The sequence below is a fragment of the Tessaracoccus lacteus genome (assembly GCF_029917005.1).
Taxonomy (GTDB): Bacteria; Actinomycetota; Actinomycetes; order Propionibacteriales; family Propionibacteriaceae; genus Arachnia; species Arachnia lactea.
Genome location: NZ_CP123967.1, coordinates 354,814 through 374,281, shown reverse-complemented (window position 1 = coordinate 374,281; position 19,468 = coordinate 354,814). Strand labels below are relative to the sequence as shown.

Genomic DNA, 19,468 nt, shown 5'->3' with positions numbered 1-19,468 from the left:
CGCCATGGCGGTGGCATCGGTTGAGAACGGTAGCGTCCGTCGGTAAGGGTGGCGTCTGCGCCTGAGCGTGGCCTGCGGGAGCGGAGGGCACGTCAATCACGTCGTCACCCGGAAGCGAACCGACTTGATGAGTGAGTATTCACTCACTACAGTTCATCGACGTGTCACGCGCAGTACCCATGCCACCCGAGCAACGGCGGGCGGCCATCATCGAGGCGACGATCCCGCTGCTCCAGGAGCAGGGGACCGGCCTCACCACAAAGCAGGTCGCCGAGGCGGCGGGCGTCGCCGAGGGAACCATCTTCCGCGTCTTCGACTCGCTGCAGGACCTGATCGAGGCGACGGTCATCGAGTCGCTGTCCGCCCATCGGATCAGCGACCCCCTCTCCACCATCAGCCTCGGGTCCACCCTCGAGGAGAAGACCCACGCGACCCTGCAGCTGATCGCCGGCCGCATCACGACCATCCGGTCGCTGATGGTGCTGGTCCACGGGCCCAGGAAGGCGCCGCACCACCCCAACCCGTGCATCAGGGACGAGCTGGACGCCAGGCGCATCGAGATGGACGAGTGGCTCACCGCCCAGTTCCAGCCCCACGGGAGCGAACTGACCTGCCCCGTCGGCGACTATGTGAACCTGCTGAGCCTCCTCGCCATGGGCAACGCCATGAACTTCTCCAACTCGTCCCGCCTCGGCGTCGACGACCTCGCCACCTTCGCCCTCCACGGGGCACTCAGGAAGGATGTCCAGTGCTAGGCACTCTCGTGCGGCTCATCGGCCGCTTCATCAAGCCCTACTGGGGGCTGCTCACGGTGGTGCTGGTCCTCCAGCTGATCGCCACGGTGATGAGCCTCTACCTGCCGACCCTCAACGCCCGCATCATCGACGAGGGGGTCGTCACCGGCGACACCAACTTCATCTGGGGCACGGGCGGCATCATGCTGGCGCTGTCCGCGGTCCAGGGTCTGGCGCAGGTCGGCGCCGTCTGGGCCGGGGCGAACGCGGCGATGCAGTTCGGCCGCGACGTCCGCGCCGCCGTGTTCGACCGCGCGCTCGGCTTCTCCACCCGCGAGCTGAACAAGTTCGGCGCGCCGTCGCTGATCACGCGCAACACCAACGACGTGCTGCAGGTGCAGCAGCTGGTGCTGATGATCTCGACGGTGCTCATCTCGGCGCCCATCACCATGGTCGGCGGCGTCGTGATGGCGCTGCGCGAGGACGTCGGGCTGTCCTGGACGATCCTCGCGGCCGTCATGCTGCTCGGCGCCGGCATCGCGGTCCTCATCTACCTGATGAGTCCCCTGTTCTCGATCCAGCAGACGCGCATCGACACCCTGAACCGGGTGCTGCGCGAGCAGATCACCGGCATCCGCGTGGTGCGGGCGTTCGTCCGAGAGCCGCACGAGGCCCAGCGCTTCGAGAAGGCCAACGGTGAGCTCGTCGACACCGCCACCCGGGTCGGCCGCCTGATGGCGTTCATGTTCCCGTTCGTGGGCTTCGTGATGAACATCTCCACGGTGGGCGTCATGTGGTTCGGCGCATTCCGCATCGAGAACGGCGACCTGCAGATCGGTCAGCTGACGGCATTCCTGTCCTACCTGGCACAGATCCTGATCTCGGTCATGATGACGACGATGCTGCTGGTGCTGGCGCCCCGCGCCGCCGTGTGTGCGGACCGCATCGACGCTGTGCTGAAGACCGAGTCGACCGTCGCGCCGCCGGCCAACCCCGCCCCGACCCCTCAGGCACGCGGGGAGGTCGTCTTCGACCGCGTGTCCTTCCGCTACCCCGGCGCCGAGGAGCCCGTGCTGAAGGACCTGACCTTCGAACTGAAGCCCGGCCGCAAGACGGCCATCATCGGTTCTACCGGGTCCGGCAAGACGACGCTGACCAACCTCATTCCACGCCTGTTCGACGCCACGGAGGGCCGCGTGCTGGTCGACGGTGTGGACGTGCGCGACTTCAACCCGGACGACCTGTGGGCGCGCGTCGGACTGGTGCCGCAGAAGCCGTACCTGTTCACCGGCACCATCGCGTCGAACCTGCGCTACGGCCGCCCCGACGCGACCCCCGAGGAGCTGTGGCACGCGATCACCGTCGCGCAGGCCAGGGACTTCGTCGAGGAGAAGGAGGGCCAGCTGGAGTCACCGATCTCGCAGGGCGGCACCAATGTGTCCGGCGGCCAGCGCCAACGCCTCGCGATCGCGAGGGCGCTGGTGAAGAAGCCCTCCGTCTACGTCTTCGACGACTCGTTCTCCGCGCTCGACGTCGCGACCGACGCCCGCCTCCGGGCGGCGCTGGAGCCCGAGACGGCCCGCGCCTCCGTGCTCGTCGTCGCCCAGCGGGTGTCCACCATCACCGACGCCGACGAGATCCTCGTGCTGGAGCACGGCGAGATCGTCGGCCGCGGCACCCACTCCGAACTGCTCGCCACCAACGAGACATACCAGGAGATCGTGAGTTCGCAGCTGAGCGCAGAGGAGGCCGCGGCATGAGCGACACCATCAAGGTCAAGGCCAACAATCGGCCGAAGTACGCTGGACAGCGGCATCGCGGCCCGGGAGGCCCGGTCCTGGGCGGCTCCGGCGAGAAGGCGGCCAACTTCGGCGTCTCCCTGAAACGGCTGGTCCGCTACCTGCGTCCGCAGCGCAACTGGATCGTCGCGGCGCTGTGCCTCGGCGTCCTGTCCGTCGCGCTGAGCGTCGTGGGCCCAAAGATCCTCGGGCGCGCCACCAACCTCCTGCTGGCCGGCGCCATCGGCGGCCAGATGCCCTCCGGCATCACGAAGGAGCAGGCCATCGACGCTCTGATCGCGCAGGGTAACGGCGACATGGCCGACATGCTGCGCAGCATGGACTTCACCCCCGGCCAGGGGATCGACTTCCACGCCGTCGGCGTCGTCCTGATCGTTGTGCTCGCCCTCTACGTCGTCTCCTTCGGCTTCTCCTACGCGCAGGGCTGGATCCTCAACGGCGCCGTGCAGAAGACGATCTTCCAGATCCGTCAGCGCGTCTCCAAGAAGATGGACCGGCTGCCGCTCAGCTACTTCGACAAGCAGGCGCGCGGCGAGGTGTTGAGCCGCGTCACCAACGACATCGACAACGTGTCACAGACGCTGCAACAGACCATGTCGCAGCTGCTCAACTCGCTGTTGACCGTGATCGGTGTGCTCGTGATGATGTTCTGGATCTCCCCGACGCTGGCCCTGATCGCGCTGCTCACGGTGCCGATCGCCATGATCGTGACGACCGTGATCGGCAAGCGCTCCCAGAAGCTGTTCGCACAGAACTGGAAGTCCACCGGCGAGCTGAACGCCCAGATCGAGGAGGCCTTCACCGGCCACTCCCTCGTGAAGGTCTTCGGCCGTCAGCGCGAGGTCGAGGAGGAGTTCGGCCGCCGCAACCAGGAGCTGTACAAGGCGGGCTTCGGAGCCCAGTTCATCTCGGGCATCATCATGCCAGTCATGTTCCTGGTCGGGAACCTGAACTACGTCGTGATCGCGGTGGTCGGCGGCCTGCGGGTCGCGTCCGGCACGATGAGCATCGGCGACGTGCAGGCCTTCATCCAGTACTCGCGTCAGTTTACGCAGCCGCTGACCACCGTCGCGTCGATGGCGAACATCCTGCAGTCGGGCGTCGCCTCGGCCGAGCGCGTGTTCGAACTGCTGGACGCCGACGAGATGTCTCCCGAACCTGAGGGGCACCTGCCGAAGGAGATCGCCGGCCGCGTGTCGTTCGAGGGCGTCGACTTCTCCTACACCCCCGACCGCCCCCTGATCCGGAACCTGAACCTCACGGCGCAGCCAGGTCAGACCGTCGCGATCGTCGGCCCGACGGGCGCTGGCAAGACCACGCTGGTGAACCTGATCATGCGGTTCTACGACCTGAACGGCGGGCGCATCACCATGGACGGCGTCGACGTGGCTTCGGTCCCGCGGTCCGCTGTCCGGTCCGAGGTAGGCATGGTCCTGCAGGACACGTGGCTGTTTGGCGGCACCATCCGCGACAACATCGCATACGGCCGCCTCGACGCGACCGACGAGGAGATCGTCGCGGCGTCCAAGGCCACGTTCGTCGACCGCTTCGTGCACTCGCTGCCCGACGGCTACGACACGGTGATCGACGAGGAGGGCTCGAACGTCTCGGCGGGCGAGAAGCAGCTGATCACGATCGCGCGGGCATTCCTCGCCGACCCGAGCCTGCTGATCCTCGATGAGGCCACCAGCTCGGTCGACACCCGCACGGAGCTGCTACTGCAGAAGGCCATGGCCGCGTTGCGCACGGGCCGGACGTCGTTCGTCATCGCCCACCGGCTGTCGACGATCCGCGACGCGGACCTCATCCTCGTGATGGAGGAGGGCTCGATAGTCGAGCAGGGCAACCACCAGCAGCTGCTCGACGTGAAGGGCGCGTACTACAACCTGTACCAGTCGCAGTTCGCCGGCGCGATCGAGGACTGACCGACCCACTGACCGAGCCCCTCTCCCGTTCCCACCCCACTCGCTTCCCCTGCCCCCTCCCCCGCGGACGCCAACGAAAAACCCCAGGCGCCAACGGTATGCACGGACGCCAACGATATTCGCGCGATTATCGTTGGCGTCCGTGTTTTTCGTTGGCGTCTGGGGTCCACCCGGCTCACGGTTCTGCGGTCCACCCTGCCCAATGGTGGAGACAGCGCATCGCCCGCTACAGTCCGATTATCGGGCGCTCGCCCGACGACCCGACCGAGGAGCCGAGGACCCCATGACCGACACCATCTCCCCCAGCAAGGGCGCACGTCTTGCCCTCCTGATCGGGGGCCTCGTCGCTGCTGCCTTCGGCATCGCCGTGCTCGTCTGGCCCACCAAGGCCGCCGTCGCCATCACCGCCGTCATGGCCTTCTACGCGCTCCTCGCCGGCGTCATCTACATCGCGCTCGGGCTCCTTGCCAAGGGCCTCGGCGTCGGCGGGCGGATCGGACACGTCATTCTCGGCGTGCTGTACATGGTCGCGGGCGTCTACGCCTTCACCTCCTTGCAGCGCTCGGCCGCATTCCTGGCGGTGTTCATCACGATCATGGTGGGTGTCATGTGGATCGCCGAGGGCCTCACCGCCCTGTTCACCCTTGGCCAGTCCGGATCCAAGGTGCTGACGATCGTGTTCGCAGTGCTCTCCGTCATCGCGGGCTTCACTCTCCTCAGCAGCCCCCTGTGGGGCGTCGTGTTCCTCTGGTGGTTCCTCGGCATCTCCCTGGTCGTACTCGGCATCCTGAACGTGCTCCGCGCACTCGTGGGCCGGAAGGGCTGAGTCCACTCAACGCGATGACGCCAGCCCCGTCACGACGAGGCTGGCGTCCGACGATCCCACCGGCCACCGCGCACGTCGCCCATGGCCCGCGGCCCGACGTCAGAGTCATCATCGAGTAACTCGACGGCACGAACCGTGTCGGGCATGTCCCGACACCACCCATACCTCTCCCCTCCTTGCGTCCTCGCGTGTTGCGCGCTACTTTTAGTTGACACTTCAACTTTATCGGAGGACCTGATGACCGAGACTCTCGCCGCGGATACCCGCATGGGGCGACTCGAGCTCCGCGTGCGCAACCTCGGCGCGCAGCTCGCCTATTACGCCGACGGCATCGGACTGACCCCGCTCACGGATGAGCCGGGCGCCGTCACCCTCGGCCTGGCGGGCGTGCCAGTCGTCCGACTCACAGAGTCGAAGGACCTGCGCCCCGCCCGCCCCGGGGCGGCCGGCCTGTTCCACACAGCGGTGGTCTACCGCGACGAGAAGGCCCTCGCGGCGACGCTGGTGAGCATGTTCACGAAGTACCCCCAGACCTACGCCGGGTCGGGCGACCACCTCGTCTCGCAGGCGTTCTACTTCACCGACCCGGAGGGCAACGGCGTCGAGTTGTACCACGACCGCCCACGGGAGTCGTGGACCTGGACACACGGCCAGGTCGCCATGGACACCCTCGCGCTCGACCCCGCCCGCTTCGTCAACGACCACCTCGGAGGCCTCGATCCCGCCACGCTGCCCGACGCGACGGGCGAGCTCGGGCACGTACACCTCAGCGTCGGAGACATCCGGAGCGCCAGGGACTTCTACGTCTCGGCGCTGGGGTTCGAGGAGACCCTGACGTTCCACGGCAGCGCGCTGTTCGTGTCGGCTGGCGGGTACCACCACCACATGGCGATGAACGTGTGGAACTCGCGGGGCGCGGGGCCTCGTGACCACACGCTGGGCATGGGCGTCGTCGACATCCTCGTCCCCACGCAGGAGGAACTCGGCCGCGCGGTCGAGAGGCTGACCTTCGCCGGCCATTCGACGCGCTACGACGGTCGGACCCTGGGCGTCCTCGACCCGTGGAACAACGAGATCCGCCTCACCGTCGGCTGACGGGCCCGTCACGAGGCCGCTCCCTCCCCTCGGGCTCCCCCGCGGACGCCAACGATGTTTCCCAGGCGCCAACGAAATACACGGACGCCAACGATAATCGCGTGACTATCGTTGGCGTCCGTGTATTTCGTTGGCGTCTGCAATGGGGCGGCCGCGGGCCCATCGCGTGCGCTTCGTCCCTAGTCACGGCCCTGCCGCAGTCCTAGACTGTGGCCCACCGCCCAGAGTGAGGAGCCGACGATGGCTGACCTGTGGACTTCAGATCCGCGAGAGACGCTGCGCGTCGGACCGGACTTCGACCTTGCCACCTTCGATCGTGCCTCGCGAGGCGGGTTCACCGGCAGGAAGCGCGACGCCGAGAGACTGATCGCCGAACGGGGCGCTCTGCTTGCCGAGTTGCAGGAGCGTCTCTACGCAAACGGCCGCGCCGGCGGCACCGAGAACGTGCTCATCATCGTGCAGGGCCTCGATACAGCCGGCAAGGGTGGTATCGCCCGCCACGTGATGGGACTGGTCGACCCGCAGGGGGTCGCGCTGCGCAGCTTCGGTGTCCCCACGCCGGAGGAGCGCTCGCACCACTACCTCTGGCGCATCAAGAAGGCACTGCCGAAGCCCGGTCAGATCGGCCTGTTCGACCGCTCGCACTACGAGGACGTGCTCGTGGCGAGGGTCGACGAACTCGTCGAGCCGGAGGTCTGGTCGAAGCGCTTCGACGAGATCAACAAGTGGGAGAAGTCGCTCGTCGACAGCGGCACGCGCATCCTGAAGTTCGCGCTGATGGTCAGCTACCAGGAGCAGGCGAAGCGGCTCATGGAGCGCCTCGACCGCCCGGACAAGCGCTGGAAGTACTCGATGAGCGACCTCAAGACCCGCGCCAACTGGGACGCGTACCAGGAGGCCTACTCAGACGTCTTCCGGCTGACCTCCACCGCGCGAGCGCCGTGGCACGTGCTGCCCGCCGACACCAAGTGGTTCTCGCGCCTGGTCGTCACCGAGTTCCTCACCCGGACCCTCATCGAGATGGACCTCCAGTGGCCGAGGCCCCGCTGGCAGCCGGAGGCCCAGCGCAAGCGCCTCGTCGCCACCATGACCCCCCAGGCTCTCGCGGAATCGCTGTCGGAGACGAGGGCGACCGTGCTGGAGGCCATGGAGGCCAGCATCGACGTCAACGAGGATGCCGCCGAACTGAAGACGCACCGCTACGACGACCTCAGCCGGGACGCCGCCTTCGCCGCCATCGAGGCGAAGCGCGCCTTCTGGGAGAACGATCTGGCCACCACGCTTCAACAGAAGCGGGAGCTGCTGCAGGCCGTGGCCCCGGAGCTGGTCCCAGCCGATCCTTCGACGGACGGCAGCTCGCCCACGGCCGAGAAGTCAGCGGGCAAAGCCAGCAGGTCCGCAGGCAAGGGGAAGTCCTCGGGCAAGGGCAAGAAGGGCTCGTCGAAGGGCGGCAAGAAGGCCAAGAAGTCCTCCTGACCTCCACTCAACCGCAATGCCGGCAGCATGACCTGGCGGACGGAGCCGACGGCAGGGACCCGAGCGACGGCGCGGGCGGCGGACAGGGGCGGGCGGAGGCGACGGGGCGGGCGACGGTCAGTTGCGGAGGGCCGTGAGGTCCTCGTCGGAGAGCAGCTTCGCCAGCCGCGTGAGGGCCTCCCGCCGGACGGAGCCCGAGACGGACTGCAGGGCTGTGGCGAGTTCGGCGGCGAGCAGGTCGGACTGCGAGTAGCCCGCCTCGTAGCGCCAGGCGCGGGCGACCAGCTCACGGGTCACCAGCCCCTTCTTCGCGAGCCTGTCGAGAACCGTCATGACGGTGGTGTAGGCGAGCGGGCGCTCGACGGTCAGGATCGCGTGCACGTCGGCGACGCTCCTGGGCGCGTCGGAGGACCAGAGCACCTCCATGATGCGTTGCTCAAGCTCTCCCCGGGACGACATGCGCTCAGCATAGGGCCCGCCGCGCGGGTTTTTTGCGACATGTTGTCGGTTTATGACCTCGAGTAGTAGTTTTTCGCCATGGACGCTGTAGCCCTGTCCCGATGGCAGTTCGGGATCACCACTGTCTACCACTACTTCTTCGTGCCGATCACGATCGCCATGTCGATGCTGGTGGCCGTGTTTCAGACCTTCTGGGTGCGCACCGGCAACGAGCAGTACCTCCGGCTGACCAAGTTCTTCGGGAAGCTCTTCCTGATCAACTTCGCGCTCGGCGTGGTGACCGGCATCGTGCAGGAGTTCCAGTTCGGCATGAACTGGTCCGAGTACTCCCGCTTCGTCGGCGACGTGTTCGGCGCCCCGCTCGCCCTCGAGGCGCTGCTCGCCTTCTTCCTCGAGTCGACGTTCATCGGCCTGTGGATCTTCGGCTGGGACAAGCTGCCGAAGGGTCTGCACCTCATGTGCATCTACCTCGCCGCGTTCGGCACCATGCTGTCGGCCGTGTTCATCCTGGCCGCCAACTCGTGGATGCAGAACCCCGTCGGCACCATCTACAACAACGGCCGCGCAGAGCTCGACGGCGTGTCCGGTTTCCTCGAGGTACTGACCAACCCTGTGTTCCTCGTCACCTTCCCGCACGTCATCGCGGGTGCCTACATGGTCGCGGGCGGCCTGATCGCCGCCATTTCCGGCTGGCATCTGGCGAAGATCGGCCGCGACGGCGAGGCCCGTGAGGGCGACGCCAGGACCTACCGCTTCGGCACACGCTTCGGCGCGGTCGTGCTGCTGATCGCCTCCGCGGTCACCATGTACACCGGCGACCTGCAGTCCAAGGTGATGACCGAGGTCCAGCCCATGAAGATGGCGGCGGCCGAGGCTCTGTTCTACACCCAGACCAACGCCCCCTTCTCCATCTTCACCATCGGCAACCGCGAAGGGACCGAGGCCGTCTTCTCGCTCGAGGTGCCCGGACTCCTGTCCGCGTTGTCCGGCCACGACGAGGTCCTCGGCATCAACGACCTGCGCGAGAGCTTCGCCACCGACGGCTTCATGCGCCGCGACGGCAGCCAGACGACGCTCCAGGAGCAGTACGCCGAGACCCTTGCCGCCACCCACGACGTCGACCCGATGCCCAACGTCGCGGTCTCCTACTGGACGTTCCGCCTGATGATCGGCTGCGGCATGCTCGGCATCGCGCTCGCGCTGCTGACGCTGTGGATGACCCGCAAGAACAAGTTCCCCCCGGCGGGGCGCATCTGGACCCTGCTGATGTTCGCCATGCCGCTGCTGCCGCTGGCCGCCAACTCCTTCGGCTGGATCTTCACCGAGATGGGTCGCCAGCCGTGGCTCGTCGCCGGCGTGCTGCCCACCGCCGCCGGAGTGTCCCCGACCGTCTCCAATGGAGAGGTCCTGTTCTCGATGATCGTCTACACGCTGATCTACGGCTTCCTGGCCGTGATCGAGGTGTGGCTGTTCCTCAAGTACGCGAAGAAGGGCCTGCCCGACGTCGCTCCACCTGAGGTCATCAAGGATCCCGACGCCCCCCTGACCTTCGCGTACTGAGAGGACGGACGACATGATTCACCTTCTTGAGAGCGCACCCCAGGTGCCCGTGCTCGCCACCGTCTGGTTCTGCCTGGTCGCCGTGCTCTGGCTCGGCTACTTCTTCCTCGAGGGCTTCGACTACGGCGTGGCCATGCTGATCCCCGTCCTCGGCAAGAACGACAAGGACAAGCGCGTCATCGTCAACACCATCGGCCCCGTCTGGGACGGCAACGAGGTGTGGCTGCTGACCGCGGGCGGCGCGATGTTCGCGGCGTTCCCCGGCTGGTACGCCTCGCTGTTCTCCGGCCTCTACCTGCCGTTGCTCCTCGTGCTGGTCGGCCTGATCCTGCGCGGCGTTGCCTTCGAGTACCGCTCGAAGCACCCCGATACCCGCTACCGCAACATGCTCGACTGGTTCGCCACGATCGGCTCCTTCCTGCCCTCGCTGGTGTTCGGCGTCGGGTTCGCGAACTTCATCATCGGGCTGGCCAACGACAACCTGCTGTGGAACGGCTCCTTCTGGGGCCTGTTCGGACCGTTCGCGCTGCTGGGCGGCGTGATGCTCGTGACCCTGTTCCTCGTGCACGGCTCGGCGTTCATCGCCCTGAAGACCAAGTACGAGATCCACGAGCGGGCCGAGGCTTTCGGCGGCAAGGCCGGCATCGTCGCGACGGTGCTCGTCGCGACCTTCGTGCTGTATCAGAACATCTTCTACCCGGCGAACTCCGAGTTCGGCGACTTCACCGTCGCCGCGTGGATCTGCGGGATTCTGGCCATCGTCTGCATCGCGGGCGCGACGCTGATGATCCGCAAGGGCCGCGACGGGTGGGGCTTCATCCTGACCGGCGCGACGATCCTGACGCTGTTCATCGGCATCTTCATCAAGCTGTACGGCAACCTGGGCTTCGCTCAGGACACAACCGTGGCGGCGACTGAGCGCCTGAACATCATCACGGCAGCCTCGAGCGAGACCACCCTGACCATCATGATGTGGGCCGCGATCATCTTCGTCCCGATCGTGCTGGCCTACCAGTGCTGGAGCTACTGGGTGTTCCACCGTCGCATCTCGACGAAGAACATCCCCGACGAGGTCGAGCCCGCCGCCTGACGTGTAGACAGGCTCAGCGACGGGTCGTTGAGCCTGCCGACCGGGTCGTTGAGCCTGTCGACCGGGTCGTTGAGCCTGTCGACCGGGTCGTTGAGCCTGCCGACCGGGTCGTTGAGCCTGCCGACCGGGTCGTTGAGCCTGCCAACCGGGTCGTTGAGCCTGTCGAAACGCCCTGAGCGCAGCGAAGGGTTCCACCCGACCACCGAGACACCTCGCTCCGCTCGGCGCCCTTCGACAAGCTCAGGGAACCGGGAGACGAGCTCAGGGAACCGGGAGACGAGCTCAGGGAACCGGGAGACGAGCTCAGGGGACTCGGCTGAGCCGGCGAACCGGGCACAACAATGCCTATATCGGGAGCGCTGACCGTATGTGCCAGCACGCACGACATAGGCATCGTTGTGCACGCCACCCCGCGAGTCGGGAAGCGGCGCAAGGAGGGAATCCACCTCGCTCCGCTCGGCGCCCTTCGACGAGCTCAGGGAACGGGGAGGAGAGGCTCAGGGAACCGGGAGGACAGGCTCAGGGAACCGGGAGGACAGGCTCAGGGAACCGGGAGACGAGCTCAGGGAACCGGGAGACGAGCTCAGAGCGCCAGAGCGAGAGCCCCGCACCGCATGGTGCGGGGCTCTCGCGTTCCCGGCCCGGGTCCGCGGGGCGACACACGGGGGCACAGCAACACATGCAAGACTTGGCGACGATATGGCAGGCCCCATCCATCCCCGGTTGCTCCGACGCGCCAAGGCGACCCAGGTATTCCTCGTGTCCAGCGTCGCCGTCGGCATCGTCACCGCGGTGCTGCTCATCGTGCAGGCGCGCCTGCTGGCCGACTGGATCACCAGCGTGTTCGACGCAGCTGCCTTCCCCGCCCACTCGGCCGCCACGCTGCTCCTGCTACTCGGCGTCTTCGCCGGCCGCGGACTGCTGGCGTGGGCCAGCGCCGTGCTGGCGCATCACTCCTCGGCGTCCGTGAAGTCGGAGCTGCGCCGCGACGTGCTCGCCGCCCGGCTGGCCACCCCCGTCGAGGGCGCCTCGTCGGCGTCCCTGGTGCGCATCGTCACGCAGGGCCTCGACGCGCTCGACGGATACTTCGCCAAGTACCTTCCTCAGCTCGGCCTCGCGGTCACCGTCCCGTTCATCGTCGGCGCCGCGATCCTGGTGACGGACTGGGAGTCCGCGCTCATCGTGGCCTTCACCCTCCCCCTCATCCCGGTGTTCATGGCGCTGATCGGCTGGACGACGCAGAAGGCGACGGCCCGCAGCTTCTCCGTCGCCGACCGCCTCGCCAACCACTTCGCCGACCTGATCGCAGGTCTGCCCACCCTGCAGGCCTTCGCCCGGGCACGCGCGCAGCGCCGCGGCGTCGAACTCGGCGAGGAGAACTACCGCGAGGCGACGATGAAGACGCTGTGGATCTCGTTCCTCAGCAGCTTCGCCCTCGAGATCCTCGCGTCGTTGTCGGTGGCCGTGATCGCGGTCACTGTCGGTTTCCGGCTGGTCTACGGGCAGATCGACTTCCCGACCGCCCTGTTCGTGCTGATCCTCGCCCCCGAGGCGTTCCTGCCCGTCCGCCAGGTGGGCGTGCACTTCCACGACTCCGCCGACGGGGTGGCCGCCGCCGACGCCGCCTTCGAGATCATCGACGGCGCCACCTCCCCCACCGGCACCACGCCCGCCCCCGACGGCCCCCTGACCCTCGACGACGTCTCCTACACCTACCCCGGCGACGACTCCCCCGCCACCGACGGGGTCCGGCTGAGCGTCGCCCCAGGTGAGGTTGTCGCGCTCAGCGGCACGTCGGGCGGCGGCAAGTCGACCGCGCTGGCGATGGCGATGGGTTTCATCACGCCGGAGTCCGGCCGCGTCCTGATCGGCGGCGTCGACCTCCGCGAGATCGATGCGGCGTCCTGGCGGGCGCGGACGGCCTGGGTGGCACAGGAGCCGGGACTGATCGACGGCACAGTCGGCGACAATGTCCGGCTCGGGCACCCCACCGCCGACGCCGCCGCGGTCGCCGCCGCGCTGGCCGAGGCGGGCGCCGACTTCCAGGCCGACAAGCACGTCGGCGACGACGGCGAGGGCCTCTCCGCGGGAGAGCGGCGACGCGTCGCGCTGGCCAGGGCACTCGTGCGGATCAGGCTGGGCGGCGCCCGGTTCCTCATCCTCGACGAGCCCACGGCCGGCCTCGACGCCGACACCGAGGCCCATGTGATCGACACGGTCCGCGCCACCGGCGCCAGCGTGCTCGTGGTATCCCACCGCCCCGCGGTGCTGGCCGCCGCCGACCGCGTCGTGGAGGTGGTTCCCGCATGAGGAAGCTGCTGACCAGCCTGCTCGCGGCGGTGCCGAACGGTCGCCGTCGCCTGGTGCTTGCCATCCTGCTGGCGTCGCTGGCCTCGCTGTCGTCCGTCGCCCTGATGGGGGTCAGCGCCTGGCTGATCTCCTTCGCCGCGCTCGCCCCGCCTGTCCTGTTCCTCCAGGCCCCGGCCGTCGGCGTCCGCGCCTTCGCGATCTCCCGCGGCGTGTTCCGCTACCTCGAGCGCGTCGTCGGCCACGACGTCGCCCTGCGCATGCAGGGCGCCCTGCGCATCCGCGTCTACGACAAGCTGGCCGGCACCACGCTGATCGGCCGCCGCCGCGGCGACCTGCTTACCAGGGTCGTCGCTGACGTCACCGCGATCCAGGACCTCGTGGTTCGGGTCGTGCTGCCGTTCGCGTCCGCCGCAGTCGTGGTGGTCGCGACGACCGGCGCCATCTCGCTGCTCAACCTCCCGACCGCGCTGTGGCTGTTTGCGACGGCGCTGCTGGCGGGCATCGGGCTGCCGCTCGTGGCGATGCGGCTGAGCCGCGCCGCCGATGTCGCTGTGGTTCCGGCGCGGGGGCGACTGGCCGACGAGACACGGGAGCTGGCCCACACCGCCACCGATCTGGTGGCCTACGGAGCCGACAGAGCCGCGCTCGACAGACTGCTGCAGGTCGACGACGAACTGCGCCGCGCCGAGGCGCGCGGCGCCTGGGTTCGCGGACTGGCGACCGGCGGGCAGATCCTCGCAGCGGGCATCGCCGTCGCCGCGGCCCTGTGGTTCGGGACGGTGGCCGTCGTCGCCGTCGACCTCGACCCGCGGTTCCTGGCAGTGCTCGCCCTGACGCCGCTGGCGCTGCACGAGGTCTTCGCGGCCTTCACGCAGGCGGCGCAGACATGGACGAGGTCCCGCTCCGCGCTGGGACGCATCACAGAGATCCTCGATGCAGACCCCGTCGGCGAGGGGGATGTCACGGACGGAGAGGGAGAGACCCCCGAGCTCTCGTTCAAAGATGTGACGGTCGGATGGCCGGACACCGGCGAGGTGCTGAGCCACCTCGACCTGCGTGTGTCGCACGGCGAGCGGGTCGCTCTGGTGGGCCCGTCTGGGATCGGCAAGACAACCGTCGCCGCGACAGCGCTCGGGCTGATCCCGCCGATGTCGGGCTCGGTCCAGCGCACGGGTCGCGTCGGCTACCTCGAGCAGGACGCACACATCTTCGCCACCACGGTCGGAGAGAACGTCCGCGTCGGACTCCGAGATGCTACGGACGAGCAGATCCAGGACGCCCTGCACCGCGCCGGCCTCGACCTCGACCCCTCCCGCTCCATCGGGGAGGACGGCACGACCCTGTCCGGTGGTGAGCGGAGGCGCCTCGCGTTGTCCAGGCTGCTCGTCGGCCGCAGGGATCTCATCATCCTCGACGAGCCGACGGAGCACCTCGACCGAGAGACGGCCGACGCCCTGATGGCCGACGTGTGGACCGCGTTCCGCGACGCCGCCGTGCTCGTCATCACGCACGACCCGGAGATCATCCGGGTCTGCGACCGCGTCGTGTCGCTCGCCAGGGACACGACCCCGGTCTGAGCCCGACCCGCCCGTGGGCGGAGCCGACGCACTGAGGGATGCCGATAGAATGTCCGGGTGACCTCCTCCGCACAGCGCGCACGTCGGCCGATCAAGGTGGCCGAGTTCGTCGACAACTACGGGCCCGGAAGCAACGGGCTGATGTTCGCGGTGCAGCAGCTCGAGGGGAACCTGCTCGACGCGGGCCACGAGGTCGTCGTCGTCGCCCCTGCGGCCAAGGGCCCCAACCCGCACTTCGGACGGACCGGCCGAACCGAGATCCGCCTGCCGTCGGTCAGGGTGCCGAAGATGCCGACGCGCGTCGCCAACGGCCGGCACTTCGAGCGCACGATCGATCGGGTCGCCGACATGGCCCCCGACGTGATCCACGTCCACGGCTTCGGCACCGTCGGCGCGCTGGGTGCCATGACCGCCCGCCGGCTCGGCATCCCGATGCTGCTGACCTGGCACACCGACTTCGACGCCTACGCCGACCACTACTCCGCCGTCCTGCCTCTGCTGACCGGCGTGGTGCGGGCATTCACCGCCCTGTCGCGCGGCGAGCTCGTCGACTCGGACGACCTGAAGATGGCCGAGGTCCGCTACGAGGACCGCGGCAGGTCGACGGCGCTGCTGCTAGGCGTGTGCCAGAAGATGCTGGAGAGCGCGACGCTGGTGACCACACCGTCGCCCAAGACCGCGAAGCGGTGCCTGCAGATGGCACCCGACATCACCGTCCGAGTCGTCCCGAACGGCGTCGACCCACTGCCGTCCGGCCCTCCTCCGTTCCCGCACCCCGACGGTCCGATGGTCATCTACGCCGGCCGGATCGCCCCGGAAAAGGGGATCCCCCTGCTCGCCGACGCGTTCACGCTCGTCCACTCGCAGCGGCCCGACGCACGCCTGTGCATCGTGGGAGACTGGCAGCGCTACACGCACATCAAGCGGATCCTGCAGGAGGGCCGCACCGCGGGTCGCATCATCCTGCCCGGCGAGCAGAAGCGAGACGCGCTGGGCGCCTACTACGGCATGGCCGATATCTTTGCCTTCGCCAGCCAGACCGACACTCAGGCCCTCGTGCTGCACGAGGCCGCCCTGGCCGGTCTGCCGATCGTCTCCGTCGACTACGAGCTCGACCTGGTCGTCGAGCCGGGCGTCAACGGCGAGTTCACCCGCCCGACCCCCGCGTCGCTGGCCGCCGGCCTGCTCCGCGTGATGGACCGACTGGAGGACGATGGTTGGCGCAACCGGGCCAAGGCGCGCTCCGTCGAACTGGCCAGCCAGTGGAGCATCGGCTCCCAGGCCCACGCGATGCTCGACATCTATGAGGAGCTTGCAGGCGCCCTCGTCGACGCCTGACCGGATCCAGTCCGCTGACCCGATCCGGTTCCCTGAGCTGAGCCGGTTCCCTGAGCCGATCCGGTTCCCTGAGCCGATCCCGGTTCCCTGAGCCTGTCGAAGGGCGTTGACGGAAGCGCGCCAGCGCTGACGAAACGATGCAGCCACGGCAGACCTTTCGCTGCGCTCGAGGCGCTTCGACAGGCCTGTGCTGAGCACTTCGACAAGCTCAGCACAGGCCTGTCGAAGTGCTCAACGATCCGAGGTGGTCAGGCGAGGTCGGAGTTCGCGGTGTCGATCAGCTCGCGGACCTGCTCGAGCGTGATCGGCATGCCCGGGAAGGTGGCGATGCGGCCGATCGGCACGGATGCCATCATCTCGGCCGCGCCGTCGCCAGCCTGGTCGAGCACCGCCAGGATCTGGCGGGCCATCGCACCCGCGGCGGGGTGGTCGGCGAGCTCCCCGATGGTGGAGTTCAGGCTGATCGGCAGGACGACCAGATCGCCCTCGAGCGCGACGGCCACGCTGCCGCACAGGTCGCGGCTGGATGCCCCGACCTCGAACGTGTAGGCGCCAGGCTCGACGACCCAACGGTCGACGCGGACATCCCAGTAGGCGAGGTCTCGGCGCTCCACACGGACGGTGACCGACCGCGACTGCCCCGGCGCCAGCTCGACCGACGCGAAGCCCGCCAGCGCGCGGGGCGGGCGCTGGACGGCGGACTCCTCGCGTCCGACGTAGACCTGGACGACCTCCCGACCCGCGACGGTGCCGGTGTTGGTGAGCAGCACGGTCACATCGACGTCGCCGTCGGCGGTCACCACGGCCGAGGGGTCGGAGTAGGAGAACGTCGTGTAGCTCAGGCCGTGGCCGAACGGGAAGGCGACGTCGAGGCCCCGCGCATCGTAGCCTCGGTAGCCGACGAGGATCCCCTCTCCGTAGCGCACGTGCCCGAACTCGCCGGGGAAGCTGCCGTAGCTCGGGTTGTCCTCGAGGCGCAGCGGGATGGTCTCGGCGAGCCGGCCCGACGGGTTGACTCGGCCGAAAAGGACGTCGGCCGTGGCGGTCCCGCCGGCCTGGCCCAGCAGCCAGCCCTCGAGGATCGCCGGGACGTCGTCGCGGAACGGCAGCGCCACGACGCCGCCGTTGGACAGCACGACGATGACATTGGGGTTGGCCGCGTGGACCGCGGCCAGGGTCTCGAGCTGGACGGCCGGCAGGTCGATGTGGGTGCGGTCGTAGCCCTCGGACTCCTCCAGCGCGGGGAGGCCGAGGAACACCACGACGACCTCAGCGGCCGCCGCAGCGGCCACGGCCTCGGCGCGCAGGGACGCGGCGTCGCCGGTGCCGTCGAGCGTGAAGCCGGGCGCGAAGGTGACCTCGGCGTCGGCGGCCAGCGCGTCGAGCGCAGGGTCGAGGCGGGTCGGGTTGATGAGCGACGAGCCGGCCCCCTGGTAGCGGGGGGTCCGGGCGAACTCGCCGATCACCGCAAGACTGGCCCCGGCGCGCAGCGGCAGGAGGCCGCCGTCGTTCTTGAGCAGCACCATCCCCCGACCCGCGGCCTCGCGGGCGAGCATATGGTGGGCGTCGACGTCGAGCGAGCCCGCAACCGCGGGGCGTCGCCCCGCCTTGGCCACGAGGTCGAGGACGCGCGAGGCTGCGAGGTCGAGGGCGGCCTCCGACAGCCTCTGCTCACGCACCGCCGCGACGAGCTGTGCGTCGGTGCGGCCGCCGCTGGACGGCATCTCCAGGTCAAGACCGGCGGGAAGCCCGACGACGCGGTCATTGACGGCTCCCCAGTCCGAGACGACGAGCCCCTCGAAGCCCCACTCGCCGCGCAGCACGCCGGTCAGCAGCCACGGGTCCTCCGAGGCGTAGACGCCGTTGATGCGGTTGTAGGAGCACATGACGGTCCACGGCTGCTCGCCGGTGACGACGCGCTCGAACGCGCGCAGGTAGATCTCGCGCAGTGTGCGGGGGTCGACGTCGGAGCTGGCGCGCATCCGGTCGGTCTCCTGGTTGTTGGCTGCGAAGTGCTTGAGCGACGCGCCGACTCCCTGCGACTGGATGCCGCGGACGAGCGCGGAGCCCAGCACCCCAGCGACGAGCGGGTCCTCCGACAGGTACTCGAAATTGCGTCCGCACAACGGGGAGCGCTTGATGTTGATGCCGGGGCCGAGGATCACGGCCACGTCCTCGATAGCCGACTCGACGCCAAGGGCCTCGCCGACGCGCTCGGCCAGCTCGGCATCCCAGGTGGAGGCCAGCGCGACGGCGGGCGGGAAGCACGTCGCGGGGACGCTCCCCGCCAGCCCGAGATGATCCGTCGCCCCGGACTGCTTGCGCAGGCCGTGGGGGCCGTCGGTCATCATGATCGAGGCCACGCCCAGCCGGTCGACGGCCTTGGTGGTCCAGAAGTCTGCTCCGCTGGTGAGGGATGCTCTCTCCTCCAGCGTCAGTTCGGTGATGTTGGTCACGGGATCCTCTCGGGACGTCGATGTCTAGGCAAAACCTTACGACACTAGGTTTTCAAAAGGCAAGCGTCGTTCGGTTTAAGATGTGCACATGTCGACACAGCCGAGGGGTCCCTACGCGAAGGGCCTCGCCCGACGCGAGGAGATCCTTGTCAGCGCCCTCGACGTCGTCGCCCGGGCCGGCTTCCACGGCGCCTCCATCAAGGAGATCGCCGACGAGGTGGGGCTCAGCCAGGCGGGCCTGCTGCACTACTTCACCTCGAAGGACGAGCTGTTCGTTGAAGTGCTGAGACGCCGCGACGAGCGTGACAACCGAACGTTCGAGAACGCCGACGACCCCGTCGAGGCGCTCCTGGAGGTCGTCGAGCACAACGCGAGCGTCCCCGGCCTGGTGGAGCTGTTCTCGCGGATGGCCGTCGCGGCCGCCGACCCCGAGCACCCCGCCCACGCCTACTTCCTCGAGCGGGGCGCCTCGCTCCGTGACAGCCTTGCCCGGGCCCTTGACTCCGATTCGGCGCCGGGGACCGGTACCGCCGCGGCGACCGTCGCCCCCGACCCTGCGCCGGACGCCGCCACGACTGCCCGACTCCTCCAGGCCGCCGCGGACGGGCTCCAGCTGCAGTTCCTGCAGGACCCCACCGTCGACATGGTCGCCCCCCTCCGGGCCCTCGTCGACGCCCTGCGCCGCCGCCCCTGACCCGCTCACCCGACGCGGTCAATCGGAGGTCACGACGAGGCGTCGGGCGGTGGTGTCGTCGGTGATCAGCACGTTCAGCCAGCCGCCGCGCACCATGGCCTGGATGTGGTCGGCGCGACGGTGGGTTAT

The 19,468-nt window shown here is 68.6% G+C and carries 15 protein-coding genes; 12 read left to right on the top strand and 3 right to left on the bottom strand.

From position 1 onward, the window contains the following. Positions 1–161 precede the first annotated feature (161 nt). The 6 genes from QH948_RS01625 (at position 162) to QH948_RS01600 (ending at position 7,855) form a co-directional block, all read left to right on the top strand. Complete coding sequence (locus QH948_RS01625; RefSeq protein WP_281145229.1) at positions 162–755, top strand: TetR/AcrR family transcriptional regulator; 594 nt, start codon at positions 162–164, stop codon at positions 753–755. After that, positions 749–2,494, top strand: coding sequence for an ABC transporter ATP-binding protein (locus QH948_RS01620; RefSeq protein ID WP_281145228.1), 1,746 nt, complete (start codon positions 749–751; stop codon positions 2,492–2,494). The genes QH948_RS01625 and QH948_RS01620 overlap by 7 nt, the downstream gene beginning before the upstream one ends. Further along, a complete protein-coding gene (locus QH948_RS01615; protein ID WP_281145227.1) occupies positions 2,491–4,458 on the top strand; it encodes an ABC transporter ATP-binding protein in 1,968 nt (655 codons plus the stop codon). The genes QH948_RS01620 and QH948_RS01615 overlap by 4 nt, the downstream gene beginning before the upstream one ends. Positions 4,459–4,741: 283 nt before the next feature. After that, on the top strand, positions 4,742–5,284 hold the full coding sequence (locus tag QH948_RS01610; RefSeq protein ID WP_281145226.1) for an HdeD family acid-resistance protein: 543 nt from the start codon (positions 4,742–4,744) through the stop codon (positions 5,282–5,284). Positions 5,285–5,521: 237 nt separating this feature from the next. Next, positions 5,522–6,379, top strand: a complete 858-nt coding sequence (locus QH948_RS01605; protein ID WP_281145225.1) for a VOC family protein — start codon at positions 5,522–5,524, stop codon at positions 6,377–6,379. Positions 6,380–6,619: 240 nt separating this feature from the next. Continuing rightward, the gene (locus QH948_RS01600; protein ID WP_281145224.1) at positions 6,620–7,855 is read left to right on the top strand and encodes a PPK2 family polyphosphate kinase; all 1,236 of its coding nucleotides are present in this window, start codon (positions 6,620–6,622) and stop codon (positions 7,853–7,855) included. A gap of 117 nt (positions 7,856–7,972) precedes the next feature. Here QH948_RS01600 and QH948_RS01595 read toward each other — a convergent pair whose 3' ends face one another. Further along, on the bottom strand, positions 7,973–8,314 hold the full coding sequence (locus QH948_RS01595; protein WP_281145223.1) for a BlaI/MecI/CopY family transcriptional regulator: 342 nt from the start codon (positions 8,312–8,314) through the stop codon (positions 7,973–7,975). Between the two features lie 78 nt (positions 8,315–8,392). On the opposite strand from QH948_RS01595, the gene QH948_RS01590 reads away from it, so the two are divergent. Both QH948_RS01590 and cydB read left to right on the top strand, forming a co-directional pair. Then, positions 8,393–9,874 carry a cytochrome ubiquinol oxidase subunit I gene (locus QH948_RS01590; RefSeq protein WP_281145222.1) on the top strand — a complete coding sequence of 494 codons (1,482 nt, stop codon included), beginning with the start codon at positions 8,393–8,395 and terminating at the stop codon, positions 9,872–9,874. Positions 9,875–9,887: 13 nt separating this feature from the next. After that, the gene (gene cydB / locus QH948_RS01585; RefSeq protein WP_281145221.1) at positions 9,888–10,964 is read left to right on the top strand and encodes a cytochrome d ubiquinol oxidase subunit II; all 1,077 of its coding nucleotides are present in this window, start codon (positions 9,888–9,890) and stop codon (positions 10,962–10,964) included. Here cydB and QH948_RS01580 read toward each other — a convergent pair. Beyond that, positions 10,898–11,410, bottom strand: coding sequence for a hypothetical protein (locus QH948_RS01580; protein WP_281145220.1), 513 nt, complete (start codon positions 11,408–11,410; stop codon positions 10,898–10,900). The genes cydB and QH948_RS01580 overlap by 67 nt on opposite strands. A gap of 253 nt (positions 11,411–11,663) precedes the next feature. Between QH948_RS01580 and cydD the strand changes: the two genes are divergently transcribed. Genes cydD through QH948_RS01565 form a run of 3 tightly spaced genes read left to right on the top strand, consistent with a single transcriptional unit; the run spans position 11,664 to position 16,189 of the window. After that, positions 11,664–13,274: a thiol reductant ABC exporter subunit CydD gene (gene cydD, locus QH948_RS01575; RefSeq protein ID WP_281145219.1), complete on the top strand. Its 1,611-nt coding sequence runs from the start codon at positions 11,664–11,666 to the stop codon at positions 13,272–13,274. Beyond that, complete coding sequence (cydC, locus tag QH948_RS01570; protein WP_281145218.1) at positions 13,271–14,851, top strand: thiol reductant ABC exporter subunit CydC; 1,581 nt, start codon at positions 13,271–13,273, stop codon at positions 14,849–14,851. Before cydD ends, cydC begins: the two co-directional genes overlap by 4 nt. Positions 14,852–14,908: 57 nt before the next feature. Continuing rightward, on the top strand, positions 14,909–16,189 hold the full coding sequence (locus tag QH948_RS01565) for a glycosyltransferase (protein ID WP_281145217.1): 1,281 nt from the start codon (positions 14,909–14,911) through the stop codon (positions 16,187–16,189). Between the two features lie 248 nt (positions 16,190–16,437). Here the strand turns inward: QH948_RS01565 and QH948_RS01560 are convergent, their stop codons facing one another. Continuing rightward, complete coding sequence (locus QH948_RS01560) at positions 16,438–18,645, bottom strand: glycoside hydrolase family 3 C-terminal domain-containing protein (protein ID WP_281145216.1); 2,208 nt, start codon at positions 18,643–18,645, stop codon at positions 16,438–16,440. 88 nt (positions 18,646–18,733) lie between these two features. Between QH948_RS01560 and QH948_RS01555 the strand changes: the two genes are divergently transcribed. Beyond that, a complete protein-coding gene (locus tag QH948_RS01555) occupies positions 18,734–19,339 on the top strand; it encodes a TetR/AcrR family transcriptional regulator (RefSeq protein WP_281145215.1) in 606 nt (201 codons plus the stop codon). Positions 19,340–19,468 lie beyond the last annotated feature (129 nt).

Excerpts from the sequence above, each read along its gene's own strand:
- QH948_RS01615 (WP_281145227.1), top strand. The coding sequence starts at position 2,491 with ATGAGCGACACCATCAAGGTCAAGGCCAACAATCGGCCGAAGTACGCT.
- QH948_RS01610 (WP_281145226.1), top strand. The coding sequence starts at position 4,742 with ATGACCGACACCATCTCCCCCAGCAAGGGCGCACGTCTTGCCCTCCTG.
- QH948_RS01605 (WP_281145225.1), top strand. The coding sequence starts at position 5,522 with ATGACCGAGACTCTCGCCGCGGATACCCGCATGGGGCGACTCGAGCTC.
- QH948_RS01600 (WP_281145224.1), top strand. The coding sequence starts at position 6,620 with ATGGCTGACCTGTGGACTTCAGATCCGCGAGAGACGCTGCGCGTCGGA.
- QH948_RS01595 (WP_281145223.1), bottom strand. The coding sequence starts at position 8,314 with ATGTCGTCCCGGGGAGAGCTTGAGCAACGCATCATGGAGGTGCTCTGG.
- QH948_RS01590 (WP_281145222.1), top strand. The coding sequence starts at position 8,393 with ATGGACGCTGTAGCCCTGTCCCGATGGCAGTTCGGGATCACCACTGTC.
- cydB (WP_281145221.1), top strand. The coding sequence starts at position 9,888 with ATGATTCACCTTCTTGAGAGCGCACCCCAGGTGCCCGTGCTCGCCACC.
- cydD (WP_281145219.1), top strand. The coding sequence starts at position 11,664 with ATGGCAGGCCCCATCCATCCCCGGTTGCTCCGACGCGCCAAGGCGACC.
- cydC (WP_281145218.1), top strand. The coding sequence starts at position 13,271 with ATGAGGAAGCTGCTGACCAGCCTGCTCGCGGCGGTGCCGAACGGTCGC.
- QH948_RS01555 (WP_281145215.1), top strand. The coding sequence starts at position 18,734 with ATGTCGACACAGCCGAGGGGTCCCTACGCGAAGGGCCTCGCCCGACGC.